This window comes from Streptomyces sp. NPDC001381, assembly GCF_042895685.1.
Lineage (GTDB): Bacteria > Actinomycetota > Actinomycetes > Streptomycetales > Streptomycetaceae > Streptomyces.
The window spans coordinates 252,309-278,812 of record NZ_JBIAWO010000004.1 but is presented as its reverse complement, the minus strand read 5'-3'; the positions used below and the strand labels follow the sequence as shown (position 1 = coordinate 278,812).

The following is a 26,504-nucleotide window of genomic DNA, read 5'->3' as shown; positions in this document are numbered from 1 at the left end:
CGGTCGCTGGTGCATCCCCCGTCGCCAGCGACCGGGCCTTTTCACGCCCGGACCCGCGGGAAGGCGCATCGCCACCGACGACGGCGAGACGCGAGCGACGCCTGCGCGGCACAGCCCCGGCCGCTTCTACTCCCCTGGAACAGGAGTGGACGAATTCCGGATCGAGAAGTTGATCTGTCAGTGCCCTCGATGCCCGGATGCGGGGACTCATCAGCTGCACATCGCGCGCGATCGCCTCAGCCACACTGTCCGTGTCCGTGTCCGTGTTCATTGGATCATCATGTCCCAGCCGTCCCGCCCCCGTTGGCGTCAGTCACAGGCTCAAAAAGGACCCCCGATCCCTACAAAACCTGCCTCGAAGTCGGGCGTGAGCCTGTGACAAGATCGCGGGATGCTGCGACTCACCGATTTCATCATCGACAGCCCGGACACGATGAAGCTGGCGGCTTTCTACTCCGAGGTGACGGGCCGTCCGATCAAGGAAGGCAGCTCCGAGGACTGGGCCGGCATCCAGTTCGGCGAGATCGAGCTGGCGTTCATCCGGGTGGACGACTACCGCGCTCCGCAGTGGCCCGACAGCGAGCACCCCAAGCAGTTCCACCTCGACTTCGAAGTGGACGAGATCGAGTCCGAGCAGCGCCGCGTCCTCGACCTCGGCGCGACGCTGAGGCAGGACTTCATCGGCCCCGACGGCTACGGCTGGCAGGTCTACACCGACCCGTTCGGCCACCCCTTCTGCCTGTGCCGCAACAAGGGCGTCATCTGGACCGACCAGGGCCCGATCTGGCCCAAGCGCGACTGATCAGCCACCCCTTGAACGATCGCCACAGCGGTTCAAGCCCGTAACTGTCAGCCGCAGAGGTCGACGATGACCCGGCCCAAGGTCGGCCGCACCCGTCGACCCCACGGGCTTTCTCCCGGACCCTCGACCGCCTCGTGAAGCGCGCCGGCGTCCGCCGCATCACCGTCCGGCTCGCCCGCCACACCCGCATAGCGGGAGGCCGTGACGATGCTCGCAGAGCTGCTCGAAGACCCGGGGTGTCAAAAGACCCCCGGACCGATGGTCCGGGGGTCTTCTGGCTGGTGGGGCTAACAGGATTTGAACCTGTGGCCTCACCCTTATCAGGTCGATCATGCAGCGTCTCTGGGGCCGGTCCACCCGCTGCGTTCCTCGATTCGGAGTCCGCGAGCATCCCTGGCTGACCGCCGCCGTTCGCGGCTGTTGGTGTCATGCGTTGGTGTCAGCTTCAGCCGGTGACCGCCGCTGAGCGGCCTCGGACGGCCCAGAGACGGCCCAGCGGAGATCACTCGTCGGCTGCCGGCCACTCATCAAGGATGCCGGTAAGCGTGGATCGCACCATTTCTCCATATCCTGCATCCATGACTATCGACTACGCGGCAGTGTTCCAAGCGCTGCCGGGCGCGGTGGCTCTGCTGACTCCCGATCTGGTTTTCGCCGACGCCAACCTCGCGTGGCTGCGCCAGGCCGGACGCAGCCGCGACCAGGTGGTCGGCCGCTACCTCTTCGACGCCTTCCCCAGCAGCCCGCGAGACCCGGCAGCCTCCGGCGCCCGCCACCTGGAGGCATCCCTGCGCTCGGTCCTGGCCAACCGCGAGATCGACATGGACCTGCAGCGCTACGACGTGGAATCCGCGCAGCGCCCCGGCCATTGGGAGGAACGCTACTGGAGCTCGGTCAACGCGCCCGTCTTCGCGCCCGACGGCCACATCACACTGGTGATCCACCGCGTCGAGGAAGTCACCGAACTCCTGCGCGCCACCAGCCGGCCGGACGGCTCACGCCGGCTCGAGGCCGAGCTCTTCAGCCGGATGCGGCAGCTGCACGAAGTCAACGAGCGACTGCGTCGCGCCCACGCCCGCGAGCGTGAGGTCGCCCTCGCCCTGCAGCGCGCCATGCTCCCGGTTCCGCCGCCGATCGGCCCTCACCGCTTCGCCGTGCGCTACCGGCCCGCGGTCGGCTCCCTCAACGTCTGCGGCGACTGGTACGACCTGGTCCAACTCCACGACGGTGACAAGATCGCCGTGGCCGTCGGCGATGTCGTCGGCCACGGCCTCGAGGCCGCAGGCATCATGGGCCAGCTCCGCAGCGCCCTGTCCGCCACCTCCCTGGTCGCCACCGGCCCTGCGCAGGCCCTCGATGTCCTCGACCGGTACGCGCACTGCGTCACCGGCGCCGAGTCCACCACTGCGGTGACCGCCTTCATCGACTTCAGCCGCCGCCTCATCACTTACTCCAGCGCCGGCCACCCCCCTCCGGTCCTTCTTCGCGGCGACGGCACTGTGGAGTTGCTGGACCAGGCGACCGATCCGCCGCTGGATGCCGTCTTCGAGTCCAGCCCCAGGCCGGAAGCCACCACCGCCTTCACGGACGGAGACACCGTCCTGCTCTACACCGACGGCCTCATCGAACGCCGCCACCAGGACATCGACACCGGACTCAGCCAACTCACCGACGCCCTGATCCGCCACAAGGAACTCACCACCCCCGAAGCACTCGCCGACGCCGTGATCAACGGCCTCATCCCCGCCCAAGGCGTCACAGACGACACCGCCCTGGTCGTCGTCAGCCTGTGAGGCGCCTCAGAGCTCGCACCTCAACCCACCACTCTCTCCAGCTCCCATCCCGTACGCCGTCGACCCACACACCGTGGAGCGGGCGTGGTTCCTGGCGTCCAGGTGGAGCGCGCCACTGTACGAACGACCTGGACGCCAGGGGCCGCGTCTGCTCGGCTCTGCCTTTCTGCGCCCGCGTCCTCGAGGAGCGGCGGGAGCTCCAGGAACTGGAGCAGAAGATCGCCGGTGCCGACTGGGCCCAGCAGGACGGCCATGCCCTGGCGGGGGACAGTGAGCGGGAGGCTGTGACGCTGCTCGCGGAGCTGCTGGAGGACCCGCTGATCGGGTGAGCGAGGCCGTTCACCGCCGTTGGTGTCAACCATGGGTGTCAAAAGACCCCCGGACCGATGGTCCGGGGGTCTTTTCGCATGTGGGGCTAACAGGATTTGAACCTGTGGCCTCATCCTTATCAGGGATGCGCTCTAACCAACTGAGCTATAGCCCCGCCGCGCTCTGCGGTGTGTGTCCCGCGCGCTGACTCCTGAAGATTAGCGCACGACGTGGGCAGTCCCAAAATCGATAGTCGTAGGACCGCCCACGGGAGGTTCGAAGCGCCTCACTCGTCCTCGGCGAGGGTCAGCTCGATGCCGCCCACGAAGCCCGCGGAGAGGTTGTAGATGAACGCGCCGAGCGTCGCCAGGGCCGTCGCGAGGACGACGTCGATGACCGCGATGATCGACGTGAACATCAGGACGTGGGGGAGGGAGAGGAAGGACTGCAGGTCGAAGCCGTTGGACTCGTTGGAGCCCGTGGCCTCGGAGATCGTGCCGCCGACCGTCGAGAAGACGCCCATCGCGTCCATGACCATCCACAGCACCGCCGCCGCGACGATCGTGCAGATGCCGAGCGCGATCGACAGCAGGAAGCTGACCTTCATCACCGACCACGGGTCGGCCTTCGCCACCCGCAGCCGCGCCTTGCGCACCCGCGGGACGGTGCGGGCACCGGTGCGCGGGCGCCGTACGGCGCCGGTCGCCGCCGTCTGCGACGGGTAGGCCTGCGGCGGGTGGTACGGCCCTGTGGGCTGCTGCGGCTGCCGCTCACCGGGCAGCGGAGAGGCCGGCTGCTGGGCCGGCTGGCCGCCTCGGGTGTCCGTCACGGTTCCCCCCTGGGATCCTCTGGATCCTTGCGTGTCGGGCGAGGAGGAGGGAGAGTCGGCCGCGGTCGGCTTGATCGCCTTCAGCTGGGTCGTGTGGGTGTCCGCCACCGGCCCTTCCGCGCCCCGCGCGCCGGTCTTGCGCGCGTTCCCCTCCGGCGCGGCGGAGCCACGGCCGCCGCCCTTCTCCGTACCGGAAGACGTACCGGCGCCCGTGGCTCCGCTCACGATGACTCACTCCTCGTGCTACTCGGCCGAGGGCGCCTCACCCTCGTCCGTGCCGGTGGTCGCGGCGCCCTCGGCGGTCTCGTCCACGGCCTCGTCGCCGTCGACCTCCTCCGCCTCGCGCCCCGCCTCGGCGTTACGTGCGATACCCACGACGGCATCGCGCTTGCCCAGGTTGATCAGTTGGACGCCCATGGTGTCACGGCCCGTCTCCCTGACCTCATTGACTCGCGTACGAATCACACCGCCCGACAGCGTGATGGCGAGGATCTCGTCGGTCTCCTCGACCACCAGCGCGCCGACGAGCGAACCGCGGTCCTCCACGATCTTGGCGGCCTTGATACCGAGGCCGCCGCGGCCCTGGACGCGGTACTCGTCGACAGCGGTCCGCTTCGCGTACCCGCCGTCTGTGGCAGTGAACACGAACGTACCGGGTCGAACAACATTCATCGAGAGGAGCTGGTCTCCCTCACGGAAGCTCATGCCCTTGACACCCGAGGTCGCACGGCCCATGGGACGCAGTGTTTCGTCCGTGGCGGTGAAACGGATCGACTGGGCCTTCTTGCTGATCAGCAGCAGATCGTCATCGGCCGACACGAGTTCGGCGCCGATCAGTTCGTCGTCGGAACCGTCCTCCGTCTCACGGAGGTTGATGGCGATCACACCGCCGGAGCGGGGCGAATCGTAATCCTTCAGCGGCGTCTTCTTGACCAAGCCGCCCTTGGTGGCGAGCACCAGGTAGGGCGCCGCCTCGTAGTCGCGGATGGCGAGGATCTCGGCGATCGCCTCGTCCGGCTGGAAGGCGAGCAGGTTGGCGACGTGCTGTCCACGCGCGTCACGCCCGGCGTCGGGCAGCTCGTACGCCTTGGCCCGGTACACCCGGCCCTTGTTGGTGAAGAACAGCAGCCAGTGGTGCGTGGTGGAGACGAAGAAGTGGTCGACGATGTCGTCTTCCTTCAGCTTCGCGCCGCGCACGCCCTTGCCGCCGCGCTTCTGGGCGCGGTAGTCGTCCGTCTTGGTGCGCTTGACGTAGCCGCCGCGCGTGACGGTGACGACGATGTCCTCCTCGGCGATCAGGTCCTCGATGGACATGTCACCGTCGTAGGGCACCAGCATGGTCTTGCGGTCGTCGCCGTACTTCTCGACGATCGCCGCGAGTTCCGCGCTGACGATGCCGCGCTGGCGGACCGGCGAGGCGAGGATCTCGTTGTACTCGTTGATCTTCGCCTGGAGCTCGTCGTGCTCCTGGACGATCTTCCGGCGCTCCAGGGCGGCGAGCCGGCGCAGCTGCATCTCGAGGATCGCGTTGGCCTGGATCTCGTCGATCTCCAGGAGCTCCATCAGGCCCGTGCGCGCGACCTCGACGGTCTCGCTGCCCCGGATGAGCGCGATGACCTCGTCGATGGCGTCCAGGGCCTTCAGCAGACCGCGCAGGATGTGCGCCCGCTCCTCGGCCTTGCGCAGCCGGAAACGCGTACGGCGGACGATGACCTCGATCTGGTGCGTCACCCAGTGGCGGATGAACGCGTCCAGCGAGAGGGTGCGCGGGACGCCGTCGACCAGCGCCAGCATGTTGGCGCCGAAGTTCGTCTGCAGGTCCGTGTGCTTGTAGAGGTTGTTCAGGACGACCTTGGCGACCGCGTCCCTCTTCAGCACGATCACGAGCCGCTGCCCGGTGCGGGAGCTGGTCTCGTCGCGGACGTCCGCGATGCCGCCGATCTTGCCGTCCTTGACCAGGTCGGCGATCTTCTGCGCGAGGTTGTCGGGGTTCACCTGGTACGGCAGCTCGGTCACCACCAGGCACTGGCGGTTCTGGATCTCCTCGACCTCGACGACCGCGCGCATGGTGATCGAGCCGCGGCCCGTGCGGTACGCCTCCTCGATGCCCTTGCGGCCCACGACGAGCGCGCCGGTCGGGAAGTCGGGGCCCTTGATGCGCTCGATGAGGGCGTCCAGGAGCTCCTCGTGCGAGGCCTCCGGGTTCTCCAGGTACCACTGGGCGCCGGCCGCGACCTCGCGCAGGTTGTGCGACGGGATGTTGGTCGCCATGCCGACCGCGATCCCGGCCGAGCCGTTGATCAGCAGGTTCGGGAAACGAGCGGGCAGGACGGTCGGCTCCTGGGAGCGGCCGTCGTAGTTGTCCGTGAAGTCGACGGTCTCCTCGTCGATGTCGCGGACCATCTCCATCGACAGCGGCGCCATCTTGCACTCGGTGTACCGCATGGCCGCCGCCGGGTCGTTGCCCGGGGAGCCGAAGTTGCCGTTGGAGTCGACCAGCGGCATGCGCATCGACCAGGGCTGCGCGAGGCGCACGAGCGCGTCGTAGATGGAACTGTCGCCGTGCGGGTGGTAGTTGCCCATGACGTCGCCGACCACGCGGGCGCACTTGTAGAAGCCGCGCTCGGGGCGGTAGCCGCCGTCGTACATCGCGTACAGCACCCGGCGGTGGACGGGCTTGAGGCCGTCCCGGACGTCCGGCAGCGCACGCGAGACGATGACGGACATCGCGTAGTCGAGGTACGAGCGCTGCATCTCCGTCTCGAGCCCGACGGGCTCGATGCGCATGGCGATGTCGCCGCCCTCTTCAGGGGTGACGGGAGTGTTCTCGTCGGTCATTGCTGGTGGTGATCCTTCCCTGTCCGGTCAGCTGAGACCGACTCAGATGTCGAGGAAGCGGACGTCCTTGGCGTTGCGCTGGATGAAGGCACGGCGCGCCTCGACGTCCTCGCCCATGAGGACCGAGAACAGGTCGTCGGCCTGGGCGGCGTCGTCGAGGGTGACCTGGCCGAGGACGCGGTGCTCCTGGTCCATCGTCGTGACGCGCAGTTCCTCGGCGTTCATCTCACCGAGACCCTTGAAGCGCTGGATCGAGTCCTCGCGCACCCGCTTGCCGCGCTGCCGGCCCAGCTCGATCAGCGCGTCACGCTCGCGGTCGGAGTACGCGTACTCGACGTCGTCCCGACCCCACTTGATCTTGTAGAGCGGGGGGCGGGAGAGGTACACGTGCCCGGCCTCGACCAGCGGCCGCATGAAGCGGAACAGGAAGGTCAGCAGCAGGGTGCTGATGTGCTGGCCGTCGACGTCGGCGTCCGCCATCAGGATGATCTTGTGATACCGGAGCTTCTCGATGTCGAAGTCCTCGTGCACCCCGGTGCCGAAGGCCGAGATCAGCGCCTGGATCTCCTGGTTCTGCAGGATCTTGTCGATCCGCGCCTTCTCCACGTTGAGGATCTTGCCGCGGATCGGGAGGATCGCCTGGTACTGCGGGTTGCGGCCGGACTTGGCCGAGCCGCCGGCGGAGTCACCCTCGACGATGAAGATCTCGCACTTGGTGGGGTCGTTCGACTGGCAGTCGGAGAGCTTGCCGGGCAGGGACGCCGACTCGAGCAGGCCCTTACGGCGCGTCAGGTCCCGGGCCTTGCGGGCCGCCACGCGCGCGGTGGCCGCCTGGATGCCCTTGCGGACGATGTCCGCTGCCTCGACCGGGTTGCGGTCCAGCCAGTCGTTGAGGTGCTCGTAGACCGCCTTCTGGACGAAGGTCTTCGCCTCCGTGTTGCCCAGCTTGGTCTTGGTCTGGCCCTCGAACTGCGGCTCGCTCAGCTTGACCGAGATGATCGCGGTCAGACCCTCGCGGATGTCGTCGCCCGTGAGGTTGTCGTCCTTCTCGCGCAGCAGCTTCTTGTCGCGCGCGTACTTGTTGACCAGGTTGGTCAGAGCCGCGCGGAAGCCCTCCTCGTGCGTACCGCCCTCGTGCGTGTGGATGATGTTGGCGAAGGAGTACACGCCCTCGCTGTAACCGCTGTTCCACTGCATCGCGACTTCGAGGGAGAGGCTGCGCTCCTTGTCCTCGGCCTCGAGGTCGATCACCGTCGGGTGCACCACGTCGCCCTTGCGGGAGTTGAGGTACTTCACGAAGTCGACGATGCCGCCCTCGTAGTGGTACGTGACGGTCTTGACCTCGTCCTTGACGTCGGCACCCGCCTCGTCCGCCCCGGTGGTGGCCTTCGCCGACTCGCGCTCGTCCGTGAGCTTGATCGTCAGACCCTTGTTGAGGAACGCCATCTCCTGGAAACGCCGGGAGAGCGTCTCGAAGGAGTACTCGGTCGTCTCGAAGATGTCCGCGTCGGCCCAGAAGGTGACCGAGGTGCCGGTCGCCTCGATGGCCTCGTGCTTGGCGAGCGGGGCGGTGGGGACGCCCATCTTGTAGTCCTGCGTCCACCGGTGGCCGTCGGTCCTGACCTCGACGGCGACCTTCGACGACAGCGCGTTCACGACGGACACGCCCACGCCGTGCAGACCGCCGGAGACCGCGTAGCCGCCGCCGCCGAACTTGCCGCCCGCGTGCAGCACGGTCAGCACGACCTCGACGGCCGGCTTGCCCTCGGAGGGGACGATGCCGACCGGGATGCCACGGCCGTTGTCGACGACGCGGACGCCGCCGTCGGCCAGGATCGTCACGTCGATCGTGTCCGCGTGGCCGGCCAGCGCCTCGTCGACCGAGTTGTCGACGACCTCGTACACGAGGTGGTGCAGACCACGCTCGCCCGTGGATCCGATGTACATACCGGGGCGCTTGCGGACCGCGTCCAGGCCCTCGAGGACGGTGATGGCGCTGGCGTCGTACGAGGCGGTGACCTCGCCGTTCGCGCCGGCGTCGGTGGACGGGATGTTCTCGTTGGGGTTGCCGGAATCGGCCACGAAGCGCCCTTTCTGGCACAGCACTAGCCATGCTCGTCGGCGGGTTGCCGGAGCGGCTGCGGCATGTTGCGTTGGTAAGCCTTGATCAGCGTTGCTCAGCTTGTCCCGGGCGGTCCCCACGTTCGGGGCGGGATTGTCTTCCAGTCTACCGGTAGCACTGACAGTGATGGGGGTTTGCCGGTACCTGAGTCCGGATGTGCCGCCCTCAACCGGTCTCCGACGGGTCCCGATATACGGAAGGGGGCTCCAAGAGGCTCACAGCGGCACTCAGCGCTTCCGGGTGTCAACCCTTGGCTACCGGGGAGTCACGTCGGAATTCGCAACCTCGTGCGGGCTGTTCACAGCCCCTCGCGGGCCGTCCGCGGGCGGCCCCCGGATCGGCCGCGGGCATACGAGAAGACGGCCGGCGCGGTACCCGACACCGCCCCGGCCGTCCCACTACGTGACACAGATCACCCGTACGTGTCGCCGGGACCGGTGCTCCCCGGGGCCCGCAGCGGGCCGTAGCGGCGGGCCGGGCCGCCCGGACCCTGCACCCTGATCTGCTGGACCCGGCCGTGCCCGAGGTCCTCGTTGAGCCGGGCGACCAGGGTCGGGGCGAGCAGCCGCAGGTTCGTCGCCCACGCCGTGGAGTCGCAGCGCACCACCAGCACCCGCTCGTCCTCGTCGTACCGCTCCGGCACACAGTGCTTGGCGACGTCCTCGCCGACGATCTGCGGCCAGCGGCCCATCACTCCGCCCACCGCGGCCGGTGCCTCCCAGCCGCGCTCGGTCAGCAGCCGGTTGATCGCGGCACCGAGCGCCATGGGGTCGCGCCCGTCCGCCCGCGCGCCGGAGCGCAGGCCGCCGCCGCGCCGCGCCTGCTTCTTCTGCCGCGCCGCGTCACCGCGCGCGCGTGCCTGCTCGCGCGCCGCCCTGAGCGCCACGCGCGCGAGGTCGACGCCGGAGGGCTCGGGCGTCTTCCTCGGCTCCTGCTCGCTCATACGCGTTCCACCGTCCCGTTCGCCACGGTGTACCGCGCTCCGCTGAGCACATGCGGTACGTCGTCGTCGACCGCCGCCGTGACCAGCACCTGCTCGCCGGGCGCGACGAGCTCGGCCAGCCGCTCCCGCCGGCGCGCGTCCAGCTCGGCGAACACGTCGTCGAGCACCAGCACCGGCTCGTTGCCCTCGGCCCGCAGCAGGTCGTAGGAGGCCAGCCGCAGCGCCAGCGCGTAGGACCAGGACTCCCCGTGCGAGGCGTACCCCTTGGCGGGCAGCTGACCGAGCTTGAGCACCACGTCGTCCCGGTGCGGGCCGACGAGCGTGACGCCCCGCTCGATCTCCTGCTTGCGGGCGTCCGCGAGCGCGGCCATCAGCTGCGCGTAGAGATCCTCGCGCGTGTGGGCCTCGCCGGGCGCGGACGGTTTGTACTCCAGCGCGACCGGTCCGCCGCCCGGCGCCAGCTGTTCGTACGCCTTGTCGGCGAGCGGCTGCACCGCGGCGACCAGGTCCAGCCGCTGCGCGAGCAGCTCGGCACCGGCGTGCGCGAGGTGCTGGTCCCAGACGTCGAGCGTGGACAGGTCCATGGACCGCCCGCCGTGCCGCCGCGCGAGGGCCGCCGACTTCAGCAGGGTGTTGCGCTGCTTGAGCACCCGCTCGTAGTCGGACCGCACCCCGGCCATGCGCGGGGAGCGCGCGGTGATCAGCTCGTCCAGGAACCGCCGCCGCTCCCCTGGATCCCCCTTGACGAGCGCGAGGTCCTCGGGCGCGAACAGCACGGTCCGTACGATGCCCAGCACGTCCCGGGGTCTGGCCTGCGAGGACCGGTTGATGCGGGCGCGGTTGGCCTTGCCGGGGTTGAGTTCCAGCTCGACCAGCTGCTGCCGCTCGCCCTGCCGCACCTGGGCCCGGACGATCGCGCGCTCGGCGCCCATGCGGACCAGGGGCGCGTCGGAGGCGACCCGGTGGCTGCCGAGGGTGGCGAGATAGCCGACGGCTTCGACGAGGTTCGTCTTGCCCTGCCCGTTGGGGCCGACGAAGGCGGTGACGCCCGGGTCGAGCGGAACTTCGACCCGGGCGTACGAGCGGAAGTCGGCCAGCGACAGATGCGTGACGTGCATGGTCGTTCGCCGACCTCCCCGAGGCTCGTGGATCGCGGGGCGACCCCTCTTGTGGATCGCGGGGCGACCCTGTGGACTACTTCTTCTCGACCGCGTGGCCGCCGAACTGGTTGCGCAGCGCCGCGATCATCTTCATCTGCGGCGAGTCCTCCTGCCGGGAGGAGAACCGCGCGAACAGCGAGGCCGTGATCGCGGGCAGCGGCACCGCGTTGTCGATGGCGGCCTCGACCGTCCACCGGCCCTCGCCGGAGTCCTGCGCGAAGCCCTTCAGCTTGTCGAGGTGCTCGTCCTCGTCGAGGGCGTTGACCGCCAGGTCGAGCAGCCAGGACCGGATGACCGTGCCCTCCTGCCAGGAGCGGAAGACCTCGCGCACGTCCGTGACCGAGTCGACCTTCTCCAGCAGCTCCCAGCCCTCGGCGTAGGCCTGCATCATGGCGTACTCGATGCCGTTGTGGACCATCTTGGCGAAGTGGCCGGCGCCGACCTTGCCGGCGTGCACCGCGCCGAAGTCGCCCTCGGGCTTGAGCGCGTCGAAGACCGGCTGCACCTTGGCGACGTTCTCCGCGTCGCCGCCGTACATCAGCGCGTAGCCGTTCTCCAGGCCCCAGACGCCGCCGGAGACGCCGCAGTCGACGAAGCCGATGCCCTTGGCGGCCAGCTCCTCGGCGTGCTTCTCGTCGTCCGTCCAGCGCGAGTTGCCGCCGTCCACGACGACGTCGCCCGGCTCCAGCAGCTCGCCCAGCTCGTCGATCGTCGACTGGGTGGCGGCCCCGGCCGGGACCATCACCCACACCACGCGCGGGCCCTCGAGCTTGCCCACAAGTTCTTCGAGGCTGTGGACGTCGGCGAGGTCCGGGTTGCGGTCGTATCCGACGACGGTGTGGCCTGCGCGGCGTATCCGCTCGCGCATGTTGCCGCCCATCTTGCCGAGGCCGACGAGACCGAGCTCCATCAGTTGTTCCTTAGGTCGCTGTGTGGCGTGAAGGGCACCTTCGTACCCATGTCCGAGCCTAAACCCGGACGGTCACGCACACCTGTGGGCATACGCGCTCATACGTACGGCCCCACCTGCGGATTCGCCGTCGGCCTCGCCCCGGGCGGCGGCCCGGTTCTCCACCGCCTGTGGACAACCGGGGACACCACGGGACCGCGATCAGCCGCTCAGGCGCACCGGCATGATCAGGTACTTGTAGGCGTCGTCCGCCTCGGCGTCCAGCGCCGGCTTGCCGCTGAGCAGGGCGGGCTTGGTGGACGTGGTGAAGGACAGCTGGGCGACCGGGGAGTCGATGGCGCTCAGGCCGTCCAGCAGGAAGGTCGGGTTGAAGGCGATCGAGATGTCGTCGCCCTCCAGCTGCGCGTCGACCCTTTCCACAGCCTGTGCGTCGTCGCTGGAGCCGGCCTCCAGGATGAGCACGCCCTGCTCGAAGCTGAGCCGCACCGGGGTGTTGCGCTCGGCGACCAGGGCCACACGCTTGACGGCCTCCACGAAGGGGGCGGTCTCGATCACGGCGACGGAGTTGAACTCGGTCGGGAACAGCGTGCGGTACTTCGGCAGGTCGCCTTCCAGGAGACGGGTGGTCGTCCGCCGCCCGGCGCCCTCGAAGCCGATCAGGCCCTCGCCCGCGCCCGAGCCGGACAGCGCCAGGATGACGCTGTCGCCGCTGGTGAGCGCCTTGGCGGTGTCCAGGAGGGTCTTGGCGGGCACCAGGGCGACCGCGGAGGCGTCCGGGTTCTCCGGCTTCCACAGGAACTCGCGGACCGCGAAGCGGTAGCGGTCGGTGGAGGCCAGCGTCACCGTGTCGCCCTCGATCTCGATGCGCACACCGGTGAGGACGGGCAGCGTGTCGTCACGCCCCGCGGCGATGGCGACCTGGGCGGCGGCGGAGGCGAAGACCTCGCCGGGGACCGTACCCGTCGCGTTCGGCATCTGGGGCAGGGACGGGTACTCCTCCACCGGCAGGGTGTGGAGGGTGAACCGGGAGGAGCCGCAGACCACGGTCGCCCGTACACCGTCTGTGGAAATCTCCACCGGCCGGTTGGGGAGGGCGCGGCAGATGTCGGCCAGCAGACGGCCGGAGACGAGGACCGTGCCCTCCTCCTCGACCTCGGCCTCCACGGACACACGCGCGGAGACCTCGTAGTCGAAGCTGGAGAGACTGAGGGCGCCGTCCTCGGCCTTCAGCAGCAGGCCGGCGAGGACAGGCGCCGGCGGACGGGCCGGAAGGCTGCGCGCCGCCCAGGCCACTGCCTCCGCGAGTACGTCGCGTTCCACCCGGATCTTCACTCTTGCCGCCTCCTGCTGTTGCCGGCGCTTCTCGGCCTGCCTGGCTTCGTCGTCTGGTCTCTGTGTGATCGGCCCCTGTGACGGGAAGGACCACCGGGGACCAGTCTGACGCACCGCACTGACAGTAGGTGCCTCTCGGGGTCAAGTCGTGACGAGGGGCGGTCGGGCACCGAAGAGCGAGTTGTGCACAGGGCCCCCTTCGAAACGGATTCCTGGCTCTCTCTAGTTGTCAGTAGTAGTAGGGCCTGTGGAAACCGTGGATAACTACGTTTTCCCAGCTCAGAGGCGAGATTTTGTCCACGGGCCCTGTGGGCGGAGGCGGTGGACAACCGGGGCCTTCTGTGGAGAACAGAAAGTTCTGCACACTCCGTGCACAGGGAGGGGCGAGTTCTCCCCAGCGTCGTCCCCAGGTTTGCCGGTCTTTCCCACAGGCCCGCCCGGCAACTTCATGTGACGCCTTTCACTCGACGCGGTGAGGAGGCGCGTCGCCTTGCCGAACAGTGGACAGAGATGTGGAGAAACCGCTGATCGCTGGGGACAACCGGCCCCGGCCTGTGGGTTGCCGGTGGACAACTTCGTGCACAGCCTGTGGACCGACTTTTTGTCCACAGCCTGTGGAGATCCTTCGTCCACGAATCCACAACCAGGTGACCTGGATCGATGCGCCTCCCACAGGGTCGCCTGTGGATACAGTCTGGACAACTTCCCGGTCCCCAGGGTGTGGACGGGAAAAAGTCACCGAATCTGTGGAGAGAGGCCGTAACCCGGCGGCTAATCGAACAGGGCCGGACCGGGAGCACCGGCCCGGCCTCCTGACCCACCGCCCCTGAGACCCCCGCCCGGCGCGCCCGACGGCTCCGCGTGGGGTGCTCGACGGCCCCCCACGGGACCCCGACGGCCCCGCCCGGCGTCCACGAACGGCTCTCCCCACGGGAAAGGGCGTCCCGGGATCAGTTCCCGGAACGCCCTCGACGGGGTCGTACGGCCGTCAGCCGGCCTTGATGCGGTTGGTCAGCTCGGTCACCTGGTTGTAGATGGAGCGCCGCTCCGCCATCAGATTGCGGATCTTGCGGTCGGCGTGCATCACCGTGGTGTGGTCGCGGCCGCCGAACAGCGCGCCGATCTTCGGCAGCGAGAGGTCCGTCAGCTCCCGGCACAGGTACATGGCGATCTGCCGGGCCGTCACCAGCGCGCGCCCGCGCGAGGTTCCGCACAGGTCTTCGACCGTGAGGCCGAAGTAGTCGGCGGTCGCGCTCATGATGGCCGTGGAGGTGATCTCCGGTGCCGAGTCCTCGCCGCCGGGGATCAGGTCCTTCAGGACGATCTCCGTCAGTCCGAGGTCCACCGGCTGCCGGTTGAGCGACGCGAACGCCGTCACCCGGATCAGCGCGCCCTCCAGCTCACGGATGTTGCGCGAGATCCGCGAGGCGATGAACTCCAGCACCTCCGGCGGGGCGTTGAGCTGCTCCTGGACCGCCTTCTTGCGCAGGATCGCGATCCGCGTCTCCAGCTCGGGCGGCTGGACGTCGGTGATCAGACCCCACTCGAAACGGTTCCGCAGCCGGTCCTCCAGCGTCACCAGCTGTTTGGGCGGCCGGTCACTGGAGAGCACGATCTGCTTGTTGGCGTTGTGGAGCGTGTTGAAGGTGTGGAAGAACTCCTCCTGCGTCGACTCCTTGTCCGCCAGGAACTGGATGTCGTCGACGAGCAGGATGTCCATCTCCCGGTACCGCTTGCGGAAGCTGTCGCCCTTGCCGTCGCGGATGGAGTTGATGAACTCGTTGGTGAACTCCTCCGAGCTCACGTACCGCACGCGCGTGCCGGGGTAGAGGCTCCGCGCGTAGTGTCCGATCGCGTGCAGCAGGTGCGTCTTGCCGAGCCCCGACTCGCCGTAGATGAAGAGCGGGTTGTACGCCTTCGCGGGCGCCTCGGCGACGGCCACCGCGGCCGCGTGCGCGAAGCGGTTGGACGCGCCGATGACGAAGGTGTCGAACAGGTACTTCGGGTTCAGCCGGGCGGTCGGCTCGCCGGGTCCGCCGGCCGACGGCGACGGCGCGGCCGACGACCCGGGCACACCCGGTGCGCCCGGCCGCTGCGGCGGGCCGGAACCGGCCGGCGGCTCGGGCATCTCCCGCCGGACCGCGTCCCGCTGGTCGTAGTCCGGCCGCTTCTGCTCGTAGGGAGCGGAGTCGTACGACGGACGCTCCATCGACTGCGGGCGGTAGTCCTGCTTCGGCTGGCCGTAGGAGTCCTGGGAGTAGGCGTCCTGGGACGGCGAGCCGTACGGGTCCTGCGGCGGAGCGCCGTAGGAGTCCTGCGAGGGCGAGGCGTACGGATCGCGCTCCGGGAAACCGAGCCGCTGCTGCTGCCAGCTGTACTCGTCCTGCTGGGGCCGCGGCCAGGCGCCGGGCTCGGGACGCTGGTACTCCGACGGGTACGCGGGCCGCGCGGTCGGCAGCTGGTCCGCGCGCGAGCCGTCGCCGGAGGGGCCCGGGCGCTGCTCGGCGCGGTGCCGGCCGTAGCCCTCGTACGGGCTGTCGTACGCGTTGTCGTACGTGCTGTCGTAGCGGCCCTTGGGCTCGTCGTACGGACCCGACGGAAGCTCGGGCTCCTCGTAGCGGGACTGCGGAGGCTGCTGGACGGGGGGTGCCGGAGGGGCCGGGGGCTCGCCGGCGGTGTCGTCCACGGTGATCGCGATACGGATCGGGCGGCCGCACTCGCGGCTCAGCGTCTCGCTCACGACCGGGGCGAGCCGGCCCTCCAGTACGCCCTTCGCGAATTCGTTGGGGACCGCGAGCAGGGCGGTGTCGGCGACCAGCGCGAGCGGCTGGCAGCGCCGGATCCAGTGCTCGTCCTTCACCTCGACACCCTGGCCACGGCCCTCACCGAGGAGCTGCTCCAGTACTCGTGGCCACACTGCGGCAAGATCGGCAGGTACGTCAGCCACAGGGCACGCTCTCTCGTGGGTCCCACGAACGTGTGGTTGCGGGACGGGTCGGGATTCGCATCGGCGGGGAGCCGAGAACAGGGGACAAAGGAACGAATCGGAGTCCAGTCACGGTAGTCAGGGCGACCGGTGCGGTTCAAGTTGTTGTCCCCAGCCTGTGGACAGTGTCTCCCACTGGCCCCTGGTTTGACCGGATGGCGTAGCCGCGCGTACCGTAACCAGGTCGAGTTGTCGATGGCTGCTGCCGCCTGCCTCCGATGGGCACAGATCGCGTCAGGTGATCGGGAAGCGGTGCACTCGGGCGTAACGAGAGCTACTCGTGGGCGCACGGTGACAGCCAGGACGGCACCCGCCACACCGATTTGATTTCTGGAGCCCCCGAGTGAGCAAGCGCACCTTCCAGCCGAACAACCGTCGTCGCGCCAAGACCCACGGCTTCCGGCTGCGTATGCGTACCCGTGCCGGCCGCGCGATTCTCGCGTCCCGCCGTAGCAAGGGTCGCGCCCGCCTGTCCGCCTGATCCCGGTCAGGTCATGCCGTCGTGCTGCCCACCGAGAACCGGCTGAGGCGGCGCGAGGACTTCGCGACCGCGGTACGACGAGGGCGCCGGGCCGGACGCCCGACGCTCGTCGTCCACCTTCGAAGCGGTGCAACGGACCCGCACGCGCCTGGGGAGAGCGCTCCCCCGACGCGTGCGGGTTTCGTCGTGAGCAAGGCCGTGGGCGGAGCCGTCGTGCGCAACAAGGTGAAGCGCAGGCTTCGCCATCTGATGCGCGAGCGAGTGGTCCTGCTGCCCCCCGGTAGCCTGGTAGTCGTACGGGCGCTGCCCGGTGCGGGTGACGCCGACCACGCACAGCTGGCCCAAGACCTTGATGCCGCCCTTCAACGGCTGCTGGGAGGGGGCGCGCGATGAAGTACCCGCTGCTGGCCCTGATCAAGCTCTACCAGTGGACGATCAGTCCGCTGCTCGGGCCTGTGTGCAAGTACTACCCTTCGTGTTCCCACTACGGCTATACGGCCATCGACCGGCACGGCGCGATCAAGGGAACGGCACTCACCGCCTGGCGCATCCTGCGGTGCAACCCGTGGTCGCTGGGGGGTGTGGATCATGTCCCGCCGCGGAAGCGCCCGCGGTGGCACGAAATGCTGCGCGACGCCTGGCGTGCACGCAGGGGCGGGACCTCCGCCGCCTCAACGGCCATCGGGGAGAATTCTTCTCCGAGCCCGGCCGCAGAGACCTCGTCCCATGCCCAAGGAGCATGATTAGTGGACACGATTGCCAGCCTCTTCAGCTTCATCACGACACCCGTTTCCTGGGTCATCGTCCAGTTCCACACGGTGTACGGCAAGATCTTCGGCCCCGACACCGGATGGGCCTGGGGCCTGTCGATCGTGTCCCTGGTGATCCTGATCCGCATCTGCCTGATCCCGCTCTTCGTGAAGCAGATCAAGGCGACCCGGGCCATGCAGACGCTGCAGCCCGAGATGAAGAAGATCCAGGAGCGCTACAAGAACGACAAGCAGCGCCAGTCCGAAGAGATGATGAAGCTGTACAAGGAGACGGGCACCAACCCGCTCTCCTCGTGCCTTCCCATCCTGGCGCAGTCCCCGTTCTTCTTCGCCCTGTACCACGTGCTCAACGGCATCGCGTCCGGTGACACCATCGGCGTGATCAACCAGAGCCTGCTGGAGAGCGCGCAGAAGGCGCACATCTTCGGCGCTCCGCTGGCCGCGAAGTTCACCGACAGCGCCTCGGAGGTGGAGGCCCTCGGCGCCTCGCTCACCGATGTGCGGGTCGTCACCGCCATCATGATCGTCCTGATGTCGGCCTCGCAGTTCTTCACCCAGCGCCAGCTGATGACGAAGAACGTCGACACCACGGTGAAGACGCCGTTCATGCAGCAGCAGAAGATGCTGATGTACGTCTTCCCGGTCATGTTCGCCGTCTTCGGCATCAACTTCCCGGTCGGTGTCCTCGTCTACTGGCTGACCACCAACGTGTGGACCATGGGCCAGCAGATGTACGTCATCCACAACAACCCGACCCCGGGTTCCAAGGCTCAGGCCGCGTACCTGGAGCGTCTGCACAAGCACGTCACGCACCACGGCAAGACGCGCCGCCGCAGCGAGCGGACCATCATCAAGGCCATCGTCGCCAAGGGCCGGGACCGCAACGAGGCCGAGCGCAAGTTCATCAACGGTCTGACCAAGGCGGGTCTCGCGGCCCAGGCCGACGGCAGCGTGGTCAAGAGCGATGCCCAGACCGTCACCCAGACCGAGGACGGCACGCCCACCACCACGGGGGCCGCCGCCAGGCGTCAGCAGCCGAAGCGGCAGACGAAGTCCCAGCGCCAGACCGGCGGCCCCAAGGCGGCCGGCGAGACCACGTCGCTCAGCAAGTCCGACGAGCCCGAGGACACCAAGCCCTCCGGCGCCGACCGGCAGGCCGCCGCCAAGCCTGGAGCCAGTGGCCGCAGCAAGGCCCAGTCCGGGCAGCGCAAGGGCGGCCCGCAGCGCCCCAAGTCCCCGTCCAAGAAGTAAGAAGGAGCCCATCCCGTGACGGAAGGCACCACCTCCGCCGCCGCCGAGGGTGCAGACACCCTGACCCGCCTGGAGCAGGAGGGCGAGATCGCGGCGGACTACCTCGAGGGTCTGCTGGACATCGCTGATCTCGACGGCGACATCGACATGGACGTCGAAGCCGACCGTGCCTCTGTGTCGATCATCAGCGACACGGGCACCCGTGACCTGCAGAAGCTGGTCGGCCGGGACGGCGAGGTACTGGAGGCGCTGCAGGAGCTGACGCGCCTGGCCGTGCACCGGGAGACCGGGGACCGCAGCCGGCTGATGCTGGACATCGCGGGCTACCGGGCCCAGAAGCGCGCCGAGCTCTCCGAACTGGGCGCCAAGGCCGCGGCCGACGCCAAGAACAGCGGCGAGCCCGTGAAGCTGAAGCCGATGACGCCCTTCGAGCGCAAGGTCGTCCACGACGCGGTCAAGGCCGCGGGCCTGCGCAGCGAGTCCGAGGGCGAGGAGCCGCAGCGGTTCGTCGTCGTGCTCCCCGACTGATTCGGTACATACGTCTCTCCGGCCCCGTCTGTTGCGCAGGCGGGGCCGGTCTTTGTCAGCCTGGTAGTTCTGGTGGTCGGTGCTGGACGCGCCGATGCGGTACGGAAGGACGGTCCCCGTGACGGAGGCAGCGGAGCTCCCCCCTGCGCCCGAGGTGGCACGCGAGGTATTCGGTGATCGCTTCGCGGATGCGGTCCGGTACGCCGAGCTCCTCGCCGAGGCAGGCGTGCAGCGCGGCCTCATCGGCCCGCGAGAGGTGCCCCGCCTGTGGGAGAGGCACATCCTCAACTGCGCGGTGCTCTCCGAGGTCGTACCCGAGGGGGTGACCGTGTGCGATGTCGGCTCGGGCGCCGGTCTGCCCGGCATCCCCCTGGCGCTCGTGCGTGAGGACCTGAAGATCACCCTGCTGGAGCCTCTGCTGCGGCGGACGAACTTCCTGACCGAGGTCGTCGAGCTCCTCGGGCTGGACCATGTGACCGTGGTCCGTGGCCGTGCCGAGGAGGTCATGGGCAAGCTCCCGCCCGTCCATGTGGTGACCGCCCGAGCCGTGGCCCCCTTGGACCGCCTGGCCACCTGGGGCATCCCGCTGCTGCGCCCCTACGGCGAGATGCTCGCCCTCAAGGGCGACACCGCCGAGGAGGAACTGAAGAGTGCGGCCACCGCCCTGAGCAAGCTCGGCGCGGTCGCCACCTCGATCCTCCAGGTCGGTGAGGGCGTCGTCGATCCGCTCTCCACGGTGGTGCGGGTCGAGGTCGGGGAGAGCCCCGGCGGTGTGCGGTTCGCGGCCAAGCGGGCGAAGGCGGCTCGGACGGGGCGGACGCGTCGCCGTCGTTGACGTGGTGAGGCGTACTCCACACAAGCTGCCAAACCTGAGCATGACGGAGTGTCGCGACAGTTCGGCCGCGGGCGCTGTGCATCGTGTTTCACGTGAAACGTCGCTCCCTGCTGCATGGCATCATCAGCCGCGGTCGCGCCGCGGCCGAACCCCGCGACCGTAAGCCTCTCGGTTCACTCGATGCGGGACGCGAGTTGTCCACAGAGGTGGATTTCTCCACAGAACCCCAGGCCTCACTGGTTCGCGACCCCGAAGACATGGCAGGCTCTGTTCATTGCGAGCTTGAAGTCGAGGAGAGTGAATCCTTGCGGTCCGACGCCAACATCGCGGGACCGATGGCCGATCCGGTCCCCGGTCCCCGTACCGAGTCCCTCGGGGAGGATGTTTCACGTGAAACACCGCCCCCGATGGACGACACCCCGATCGGTCGTGCTGCCCAACTGGCGGTGGAGGCACTGGGCCGCGCCGGCGAGGGTCTGCCACGCCCTGAGCGGACCCGGATCATCGTGGTGGCCAACCAGAAGGGCGGGGTCGGCAAGACGACGACGACCGTCAACCTTGCCGCGTCCCTGGCCCTCCACGGCGGCCGCGTCCTGGTGGTCGACCTCGACCCGCAGGGCAATGCGTCCACTGCCCTGGGGATCGACCATCACGCCGAGGTTCCGTCCATCTACGACGTACTGGTCGAGAGCCGCCCGCTCGCGGAGGTCGTCCAGCCGGTCCCCGATGTCGAAGGCCTCTTCTGCGCTCCCGCCACGATCGATCTCGCCGGTGCGGAGATCGAGCTGGTGTCCCTGGTGGCCCGCGAGAGCCGGCTACAGCGGGCCATCCAGGCCTATGAGCAGCCGCTGGACTACGTCCTCATCGACTGCCCGCCCTCGCTCGGTCTGCTGACGGTCAACGCGCTGGTGGCCGGCGCAGAGGTCCTCATCCCGATCCAGTGCGAGTACTACGCGCTGGAGGGGCTGGGCCAGCTGTTGCGCAACGTCGACCTGGTGCGGGGGCACCTCAACCCCGCCCTGCATGTGTCGACCATCCTGCTCACCATGTACGACGGCCGCACGCGCCTGGCGTCGCAGGTCGCCGAGGAGGTGCGCACCCACTTCGGTGACGAGGTGTTGCGGACGAGCATTCCGCGCTCGGTCCGTATCTCCGAGGCGCCGAGCTATGGGCAGACGGTGCTGACCTACGATCCAGGATCGAGCGGTGCCCTCTCCTATCTTGAGGCGGCACGAGAGATCGCGCTGAGGGGTGTCGGTGTCAGCTACGACGCGACCCACGCCCATATCGGCGCCCAGAACAATCCGAGCATGGTGGAGGGGATCCAGTGAATGAGCGACGGAGGGGGTTGGGCCGTGGTCTCGCCGCACTGATCCCTGCTGCCCCGACGGAGAAGACGCCGGCACAGAGCGCAGTGGGAAGCGCCGGAACCCCGTCCTCGGCGGCCATCCCGAGCCCGAGTTCCGACCGCGGGGTGGCCGCGGCGAAGGTGGCCACGCTGCCGGCTGTTTCACGTGAAACAGAGGAGCCGTCGGTCTTTGGCGTCACGGAGACGCCCGCCCCGCCCATCGGGGCGTACTTCGCGGAGATCTCCCTCGACGCGATCACGCCGAACCCGCGCCAGCCGCGCGAGGTCTTCGACGAGTACGCGCTGGAAGAACTGGTCACCTCCATCAAGGAGGTCGGCCTCCTCCAGCCGGTCGTGGTGCGTGAGGTGGCCGCGGGGAGCTATGAGCTCATCATGGGTGAGCGTCGCTGGCGGGCCTGCCGTGAGGCGGGTCTGGAGGCGATTCCGGCCATTGTCCGCGCCACGGACGACGAGAAGCTTCTCCTGGACGCCCTCCTGGAGAACCTCCACCGGGCCCAGCTGAACCCGCTGGAAGAGGCGATGGCCTACGACCAGCTGCTCAAGGACTTCAACTGCACGCACGACCAGCTCGCTGACCGCATCGGCAGGTCCCGTCCACAGGTCTCCAACACCCTGCGACTGCTGAAGCTCTCGCCGGCGGTCCAGAACCGGGTGGCGGCAGGGGTGCTCTCCGCCGGGCATGCCCGGGCGCTGCTCTCCGTGGAGGACTCGGAGGAGCAGGAGCGGCTGGCCCACCGGATCGTGGCCGAGGGGCTGTCGGTGCGGAGTGTCGAGGAGATCGTGACCCTCATGGGCTCGCGCCCGCAGACGGCGCAGCGCGCCAGGAAGCCGCGGGCCGGTGCCCTGGTCTCCCCGGCGCTGTCCGAGCTCGCCACCCGGCTCTCGGACCGCTTCGAGACCCGGGTGAAGGTCGACCTGGGGCAGAAGAAGGGCAAGATCACCGTCGAGTTCGCCTCCGTGGAGGACCTGGAGCGGATCCTCGGCACGCTGGCTCCCGGTGAGGGATTCGCCCTGCAGAAGGCCGACGACGAGTCGGAGCAGACGGAGGACTGAGCCGCGCCTCAGTCGCGCGCGACCGCTGAGCGAGCCGTGTCCGGTGTGTCCGGAACACGGCTCGCTCTTTGCGTTCAGTCGGTATCGACGGGAATCTCGTCGTGGATACGATGCGGTGGGGTATGGCGCATCCACGAGGCAGCACCTCGGAGTGGGAGGCGGGGGCCATGCGAACGATGAGCCGGACCGGACTGGTGAGCGCGGGGCTGGGGCTGGGCGTGGTCGGCGGCTTCGTCGGCAGTCTGCTCAGGGAACGCAGCGCTCTGACAGCCGCTCGCGATGCCGCGGGCGAAGGAAGCGAGGAACAGCCTTCATGGGGCGTCGGCTCGTACCGCTCACGCTGGACAACCTCCAGGACCTTCCCAAGCGCTGCCGCTCGTGCGTCTTCTGGGAACTGGACCCCGTCAGCGGCGAGGCCGCGGTAAAGGCGGGCAGGGCAGCCCTGGAGAAGGAGTCCTGGATCTCCGCCGTCCTGCTGGACTGGGGGTCGTGCGGGCGCGTGGTGTACGTCGACGACGTCCCCGTCGGGTTCGTCCTCTACGCTCCGCCCGCCTATGTGCCCCGCTCGACGGCTTTTCCCACGAGCCCCGTGGCACCGGACGCCGTGCAGCTGATGACCTCGTTCATCATGCCGGGGTATCAGGGGCAGGGACTCGGCCGGGTGATGGTGCAGACGGTGGCCAAGGATCTGCTGCGTCGGGGCTTCAAGGCGATCGAGGCCTTCGGTGACGCCCGCTGGAAGGAACCGGGCTGCATGCTCCCTGCCGATCATCTGCTGGCGGTGGGCTTCAAGACGGTGCGTCCGCATCCCACCCACCCTCGGCTGCGGCTGGAGCTGCGGACCACGCTCTCCTGGAAGGAAGACGTGGAGATGGCACTGGACCGGCTGCTGGGGGCCGTGCAGAAGGAGCCGGTGCTGCGGCCGCTGTAGGCGTGGCGGGACCAGGGTGGGTTCCGGCATGAGAAGGGGGCCGGTCCTTTCGGGCCGGCCCCCTTCTCATGTTTCACGTGAAACAGCGCGTCACTCGGCGATGAAGGTCTCCAGGTCGCGGACGAGCGCGGCCTTCGGCTTGGCACCGACGATGGTCTTGGCGACCTCGCCGTCCTGGTAGACGTTCAGCGTCGGGATCGACATGACGCCGTACTTCGCGGCCGTGTTCGGGTTCTCGTCGATGTTGAGCTTGACGATCTCGATCTTGTCGCCGTGCTCGGCGGCGATGGCCTCGAGCGAGGGAGCGATCTGGCGGCACGGGCCGCACCACTCGGCCCAGAAGTCCACCAGAACGGGCTTGTCGCTCTTGAGGACGACCTCATCGAAGTCGGCGTCGGTCACATTCTTCAGGGTGCCGGCCACAGGGGGCTCCTTAATTCCTTGTGCGGTGGGGCGGGAGGAGGGGATCAGACAGCGGTCTTCTCGGGCTCGGCCTGCTCCTCGTCCGCGAGGGCGGCGAGGTAGCGCTCGGCGTCGAGAGCGGAGGAGCAGCCGGTACCGGCGGCGGTGATCGCCTGGCGGTAGGTGTGGTCGACCACGTCGCCGGCGGCGAAGACACCGGTCAGGTTCGTCCGGGTGGAGGGCGCGGCGACCTTCAGGTAGCCCTCCTCGTCCAGGTCGAGCTGGCCCTTGAAGAGCTCCGTGCGCGGGTCGTGGCCGATCGCGATGAACAGGCCGGTGACCGCCAGGTCGGAGAGTTCGCCGGTCTTGAGGTTGCGCAGCTTCAGGCCGGCCAGCTTCGGGTCGCCCTGGATCTCGGCGACCTCGCTGTCCCAGATGAACTTGATCTTCGGGTCGGCGAAGGCGCGCTCCTGCATCGCCTTGGAGGCGCGCAGGGTGTCCCGACGGTGGACGATCGTGACGGACTTGGCGAAGCGGGAGAGGAAGGTGGCCTCCTCCATCGCGGTGTCGCCGCCGCCGATCACGGCGATGTCCTGGTCCTTGAAGAAGAACCCGTCACACGTGGCACACCAGGAGACGCCGCGGCCGGAGAGGGCGTCCTCGTTCGGCAGACCGAGCTTGCGGTGCTGGGAGCCGGTGGCCACGATGACGGCCTTGGCGCGGTGGACCGTGCCGGCCGTGTCCGTGACGGTCTTGATGTCCCCGGTGAGGTCGACGGAGACGATGTCGTCCGCGATGAGCTCGGCGCCGAAGCGTTCGGCCTGCGCGCGCATGTTGTCCATGAGCTCGGGACCCATGATGCCGTCCTGGAAGCCGGGGAAGTTCTCCACCTCGGTCGTGTTCATCAGCGCACCACCAGCGGTGACGGCACCTTCGAACACCAGCGGCTTCAGCGACGCGCGCGCGGTGTAGAGCGCGGCGGTGTAGCCGGCGGGCCCGGAGCCGATGATGATCACGTTACGGACGTCGCTCACGGCTTTGTTCCTCGTCTCTGGTCTGCGTCGTTCGACCGGGGGAGCTGCTCTGCACTCTCACCCCACCCAACGGATCCTAAGGGGCGCGCATTCCCGGTGTGTCCGGGCACACGGAGGGACCACCCCGTAGGGAGAGCCGCCGGGGACGGAGTCGCAGGTGGGCCGTCAGCGACGGGTGTAGGAGTTCTTCAGAAGGATCTTCGCGGGGTCCGACGACGGGTGCGTGACGCAGGTCCTGTCCACGATGTACGCGTCGACCTTGGTGCTGTCGGAGACATCGGGGAGCACGACGAGCAGGGCGTCCGTTCCCCGGTACCTGCCCTCCTCGGTGGCGAGGGCCGCGTCGCTGCGACCGATGCCCTTCTGGACACAGGGAGGGACGGTGGGCTGCTGGAGGATTTTGGGCCGCGGGCTGCTGGGAGCACTCTCGACAGCCAGACTGTCCGGGTCCTTGGATCCCTGTGCCGTGTCGAGGAGGTTCGCGACCTTCCGCTCCAGCGTGCCCTGGGCGAAGGTGTCCGCGGCGGTGGACTGCCCGGGCGAGGAGACGTCCGAGCCTTCGTCTCCGGTCAGCGAGGACACCAGGACGCCACCGAGCCCCAGGGCCGCGACGCCCAGGAGGGCGCCCAGGACCGCGCCCCTGCGGCGCCCGCCCCGACGCGGGCCGGTGCTGTCCTTGCCGCCCTTGCGCCCCGGGCCGGTGGAGGCGGTACGGGCGCGGCCCGAGGGCCGGTCCCCCGCCGGTGTTTCACGTGAAACGTGGGGTGCCTCGGCGTCGGCCGTGACGGCGGAGGCCGTCTGCGGGGTCTCCGGGGTGGTCTTGGGTTCCGGTGCCGTGGCGGTGAGGAGTGCTTCGGCGGCGAGGGCGGCATCGATGCGCTGGGCGACGTCGTCCGGCATCCGCGGCGGACCGGGAACCGTGCCCAGAAGTCCGCGGATCTCCTCCAGCGACGCGTGGACGTCGGCGCAGAGTGCGCAGCCGTCGAGATGCCGGCGCAGATCGGCGCTGCGGGAAGCCGTGAGCAGACCTTCGGTGAGGTCGGAGATCTCCGTGACGTCCGGGTGCCCGGTCGTGTCCGTCATCGATGTCACGCTCGCCCACCTCCGCCCTTCACAGCAGCTGAATCGCCTCTCCCGGCGCGGTCCGGCCCCTCGTCCCGAGGCTCCGCTGCCGGTGGGACGGATGTCCCCTGCGCCCGGTTCCGTCCCTCACCGCTTTTCTGCTCGTCGCCGGTCCTTCCCGGCCGCAGATGGGTGAGCAGCGGCAGGAGTCTGGCTCTGCCCCGGGCGCAGCGGCTCTTCACCGTCCCGGTCGGCACGTCGAGGATGCGGGCGGCCTCGGCGACGGGGTAGCCCTGCATGTCGACGAGGACGAGGGCGGACCGCTGATCGGGCGGGAGGGTGCCGAGCGCTTCGAGGAGCTGGCGATGCAGGTCGTTGCGCTCGGCGGGGGCCGAGGCGGACTCGTGCGGCTCCAGCAGCTGTTCCAGGCGCTCGGGGTCGTCGACCGGCGATGTCTTGCGGGAGGCCGCCTTCCGGGCGCGGTCCAGGCAGGCGTTCACGGTGATGCGGTGCAGCCAGGTCGTGACGGCGGACTGGCCGCGGAAGGTGTGGGCGGCGCGGTAGGCCGACACGAGGGCGTCCTGGACGGCGTCAGCGGCCTCCTCCCGGTCCCCGAGCGTCCGCAGGGCGACTGCCCAGAGCCGGTCCCGGTGACGCCGCACAAGCTCACCGAAGGCCTCCGGATCGCCTTCCACGTGCCGGGCGAGGAGATCCTGATCGCCTACCGCGTCGTAGCCGCCGCCTTCCGCCATCGGGTCCCCTCC

General features: G+C 68.9%; 24 protein-coding genes and 1 tRNA gene. 12 read left to right on the top strand and 13 right to left on the bottom strand.

Features of this window, described 5'->3' with window-relative positions:
* Positions 1 to 391 precede the first annotated feature (391 nt).
* The 3 genes from ACFY2L_RS19880 (at position 392) to ACFY2L_RS19870 (ending at position 2,924) form a co-directional block, all read left to right on the top strand.
* The gene (locus ACFY2L_RS19880) at positions 392 to 802 is read left to right on the top strand and encodes a VOC family protein (protein ID WP_390822931.1); all 411 of its coding nucleotides are present in this window, start codon (positions 392 to 394) and stop codon (positions 800 to 802) included.
* 578 nt (positions 803 to 1,380) lie between these two features.
* Positions 1,381 to 2,595: a PP2C family protein-serine/threonine phosphatase gene (locus ACFY2L_RS19875; RefSeq protein WP_390659777.1), complete on the top strand. Its 1,215-nt coding sequence runs from the start codon at positions 1,381 to 1,383 to the stop codon at positions 2,593 to 2,595.
* On the top strand, positions 2,592 to 2,924 hold the full coding sequence (locus ACFY2L_RS19870; RefSeq protein ID WP_390822930.1) for a hypothetical protein: 333 nt from the start codon (positions 2,592 to 2,594) through the stop codon (positions 2,922 to 2,924). Before ACFY2L_RS19875 ends, ACFY2L_RS19870 begins: the two co-directional genes overlap by 4 nt.
* Before the next feature lie 81 nt (positions 2,925 to 3,005).
* Here the strand turns inward: ACFY2L_RS19870 and ACFY2L_RS19865 are convergent.
* The 9 genes from ACFY2L_RS19865 to dnaA form a co-directional block, all read right to left on the bottom strand.
* Positions 3,006 to 3,079, bottom strand: a tRNA-Ile gene (locus tag ACFY2L_RS19865).
* A 111-nt stretch (positions 3,080 to 3,190) separates the two neighbouring features.
* Entirely contained in the window at positions 3,191 to 3,958 is a 768-nt protein-coding gene (locus ACFY2L_RS19860; RefSeq protein ID WP_390659779.1) for a DUF3566 domain-containing protein, read from the bottom strand.
* 18 nt (positions 3,959 to 3,976) lie between these two features.
* A complete protein-coding gene (gene gyrA, locus ACFY2L_RS19855; RefSeq protein ID WP_390659780.1) occupies positions 3,977 to 6,571 on the bottom strand; it encodes a DNA gyrase subunit A in 2,595 nt (864 codons plus the stop codon).
* Between the two features lie 42 nt (positions 6,572 to 6,613).
* Positions 6,614 to 8,677 (bottom strand): DNA topoisomerase (ATP-hydrolyzing) subunit B, encoded by a 2,064-nt coding sequence (gene gyrB, locus ACFY2L_RS19850; protein WP_390659781.1) that lies wholly within the window; start codon positions 8,675 to 8,677, stop codon positions 6,614 to 6,616.
* A 428-nt stretch (positions 8,678 to 9,105) separates the two neighbouring features.
* Positions 9,106 to 9,636, bottom strand: a complete 531-nt coding sequence (locus ACFY2L_RS19845) for a DUF721 domain-containing protein (protein ID WP_390659782.1) — start codon at positions 9,634 to 9,636, stop codon at positions 9,106 to 9,108.
* Positions 9,633 to 10,754 (bottom strand): DNA replication/repair protein RecF, encoded by a 1,122-nt coding sequence (recF, locus tag ACFY2L_RS19840; RefSeq protein ID WP_390822929.1) that lies wholly within the window; start codon positions 10,752 to 10,754, stop codon positions 9,633 to 9,635. The genes ACFY2L_RS19845 and recF overlap by 4 nt, the downstream gene beginning before the upstream one ends.
* 76 nt (positions 10,755 to 10,830) lie before the next feature.
* Positions 10,831 to 11,706: a phosphogluconate dehydrogenase (NAD(+)-dependent, decarboxylating) gene (gene gnd, locus ACFY2L_RS19835; RefSeq protein WP_390659784.1), complete on the bottom strand. Its 876-nt coding sequence runs from the start codon at positions 11,704 to 11,706 to the stop codon at positions 10,831 to 10,833.
* Positions 11,707 to 11,907: 201 nt separating this feature from the next.
* Complete coding sequence (gene dnaN / locus ACFY2L_RS19830; RefSeq protein ID WP_390659785.1) at positions 11,908 to 13,038, bottom strand: DNA polymerase III subunit beta; 1,131 nt, start codon at positions 13,036 to 13,038, stop codon at positions 11,908 to 11,910.
* A gap of 988 nt (positions 13,039 to 14,026) precedes the next feature.
* A complete protein-coding gene (dnaA, locus tag ACFY2L_RS19825) occupies positions 14,027 to 15,985 on the bottom strand; it encodes a chromosomal replication initiator protein DnaA (RefSeq protein WP_390659786.1) in 1,959 nt (652 codons plus the stop codon).
* 382 nt (positions 15,986 to 16,367) lie between these two features.
* Between dnaA and rpmH the strand changes: the two genes are divergently transcribed.
* The 9 genes from rpmH (at position 16,368) to ACFY2L_RS19780 (ending at position 23,242) form a co-directional block, all read left to right on the top strand.
* A complete protein-coding gene (gene rpmH / locus ACFY2L_RS19820) occupies positions 16,368 to 16,505 on the top strand; it encodes a 50S ribosomal protein L34 (RefSeq protein WP_003956500.1) in 138 nt (45 codons plus the stop codon).
* A 21-nt stretch (positions 16,506 to 16,526) separates the two neighbouring features.
* Positions 16,527 to 16,898 carry a ribonuclease P protein component gene (rnpA, locus tag ACFY2L_RS19815; protein ID WP_390822928.1) on the top strand — a complete coding sequence of 124 codons (372 nt, stop codon included), beginning with the start codon at positions 16,527 to 16,529 and terminating at the stop codon, positions 16,896 to 16,898.
* Positions 16,895 to 17,248, top strand: coding sequence for a membrane protein insertion efficiency factor YidD (gene yidD, locus ACFY2L_RS19810; RefSeq protein WP_390659788.1), 354 nt, complete (start codon positions 16,895 to 16,897; stop codon positions 17,246 to 17,248). The genes rnpA and yidD overlap by 4 nt, the downstream gene beginning before the upstream one ends.
* Before the next feature lie 3 nt (positions 17,249 to 17,251).
* Positions 17,252 to 18,526, top strand: coding sequence for a membrane protein insertase YidC (gene yidC, locus ACFY2L_RS19805; RefSeq protein WP_390659789.1), 1,275 nt, complete (start codon positions 17,252 to 17,254; stop codon positions 18,524 to 18,526).
* A 15-nt stretch (positions 18,527 to 18,541) separates the two neighbouring features.
* The gene (locus ACFY2L_RS19800; protein WP_390659790.1) at positions 18,542 to 19,054 is read left to right on the top strand and encodes a protein jag; all 513 of its coding nucleotides are present in this window, start codon (positions 18,542 to 18,544) and stop codon (positions 19,052 to 19,054) included.
* A 118-nt stretch (positions 19,055 to 19,172) separates the two neighbouring features.
* A complete protein-coding gene (gene rsmG / locus ACFY2L_RS19795) occupies positions 19,173 to 19,889 on the top strand; it encodes a 16S rRNA (guanine(527)-N(7))-methyltransferase RsmG (RefSeq protein ID WP_390659791.1) in 717 nt (238 codons plus the stop codon).
* A 257-nt stretch (positions 19,890 to 20,146) separates the two neighbouring features.
* Positions 20,147 to 21,220, top strand: a complete 1,074-nt coding sequence (locus ACFY2L_RS19790; protein WP_390659914.1) for an AAA family ATPase — start codon at positions 20,147 to 20,149, stop codon at positions 21,218 to 21,220.
* Positions 21,217 to 22,311 (top strand): ParB/RepB/Spo0J family partition protein, encoded by a 1,095-nt coding sequence (locus ACFY2L_RS19785; protein ID WP_390659792.1) that lies wholly within the window; start codon positions 21,217 to 21,219, stop codon positions 22,309 to 22,311. The genes ACFY2L_RS19790 and ACFY2L_RS19785 overlap by 4 nt, the downstream gene beginning before the upstream one ends.
* Positions 22,312 to 22,624: 313 nt before the next feature.
* A complete protein-coding gene (locus ACFY2L_RS19780; RefSeq protein ID WP_390659793.1) occupies positions 22,625 to 23,242 on the top strand; it encodes a GNAT family N-acetyltransferase in 618 nt (205 codons plus the stop codon).
* Positions 23,243 to 23,332: 90 nt separating this feature from the next.
* Here ACFY2L_RS19780 and trxA read toward each other — a convergent pair whose 3' ends face one another.
* The 4 genes from trxA to sigM form a co-directional block, all read right to left on the bottom strand.
* Complete coding sequence (trxA, locus tag ACFY2L_RS19775; protein WP_390659794.1) at positions 23,333 to 23,665, bottom strand: thioredoxin; 333 nt, start codon at positions 23,663 to 23,665, stop codon at positions 23,333 to 23,335.
* Between the two features lie 44 nt (positions 23,666 to 23,709).
* The gene (trxB, locus tag ACFY2L_RS19770) at positions 23,710 to 24,678 is read right to left on the bottom strand and encodes a thioredoxin-disulfide reductase (protein WP_390659795.1); all 969 of its coding nucleotides are present in this window, start codon (positions 24,676 to 24,678) and stop codon (positions 23,710 to 23,712) included.
* A gap of 165 nt (positions 24,679 to 24,843) precedes the next feature.
* The gene (locus ACFY2L_RS19765; RefSeq protein ID WP_390822927.1) at positions 24,844 to 25,770 is read right to left on the bottom strand and encodes a hypothetical protein; all 927 of its coding nucleotides are present in this window, start codon (positions 25,768 to 25,770) and stop codon (positions 24,844 to 24,846) included.
* Positions 25,767 to 26,492, bottom strand: a complete 726-nt coding sequence (gene sigM, locus ACFY2L_RS19760) for an RNA polymerase sigma factor SigM (RefSeq protein ID WP_390659797.1) — start codon at positions 26,490 to 26,492, stop codon at positions 25,767 to 25,769. Before sigM ends, ACFY2L_RS19765 begins: the two co-directional genes overlap by 4 nt.
* Positions 26,493 to 26,504: the final 12 nt, after the last annotated feature.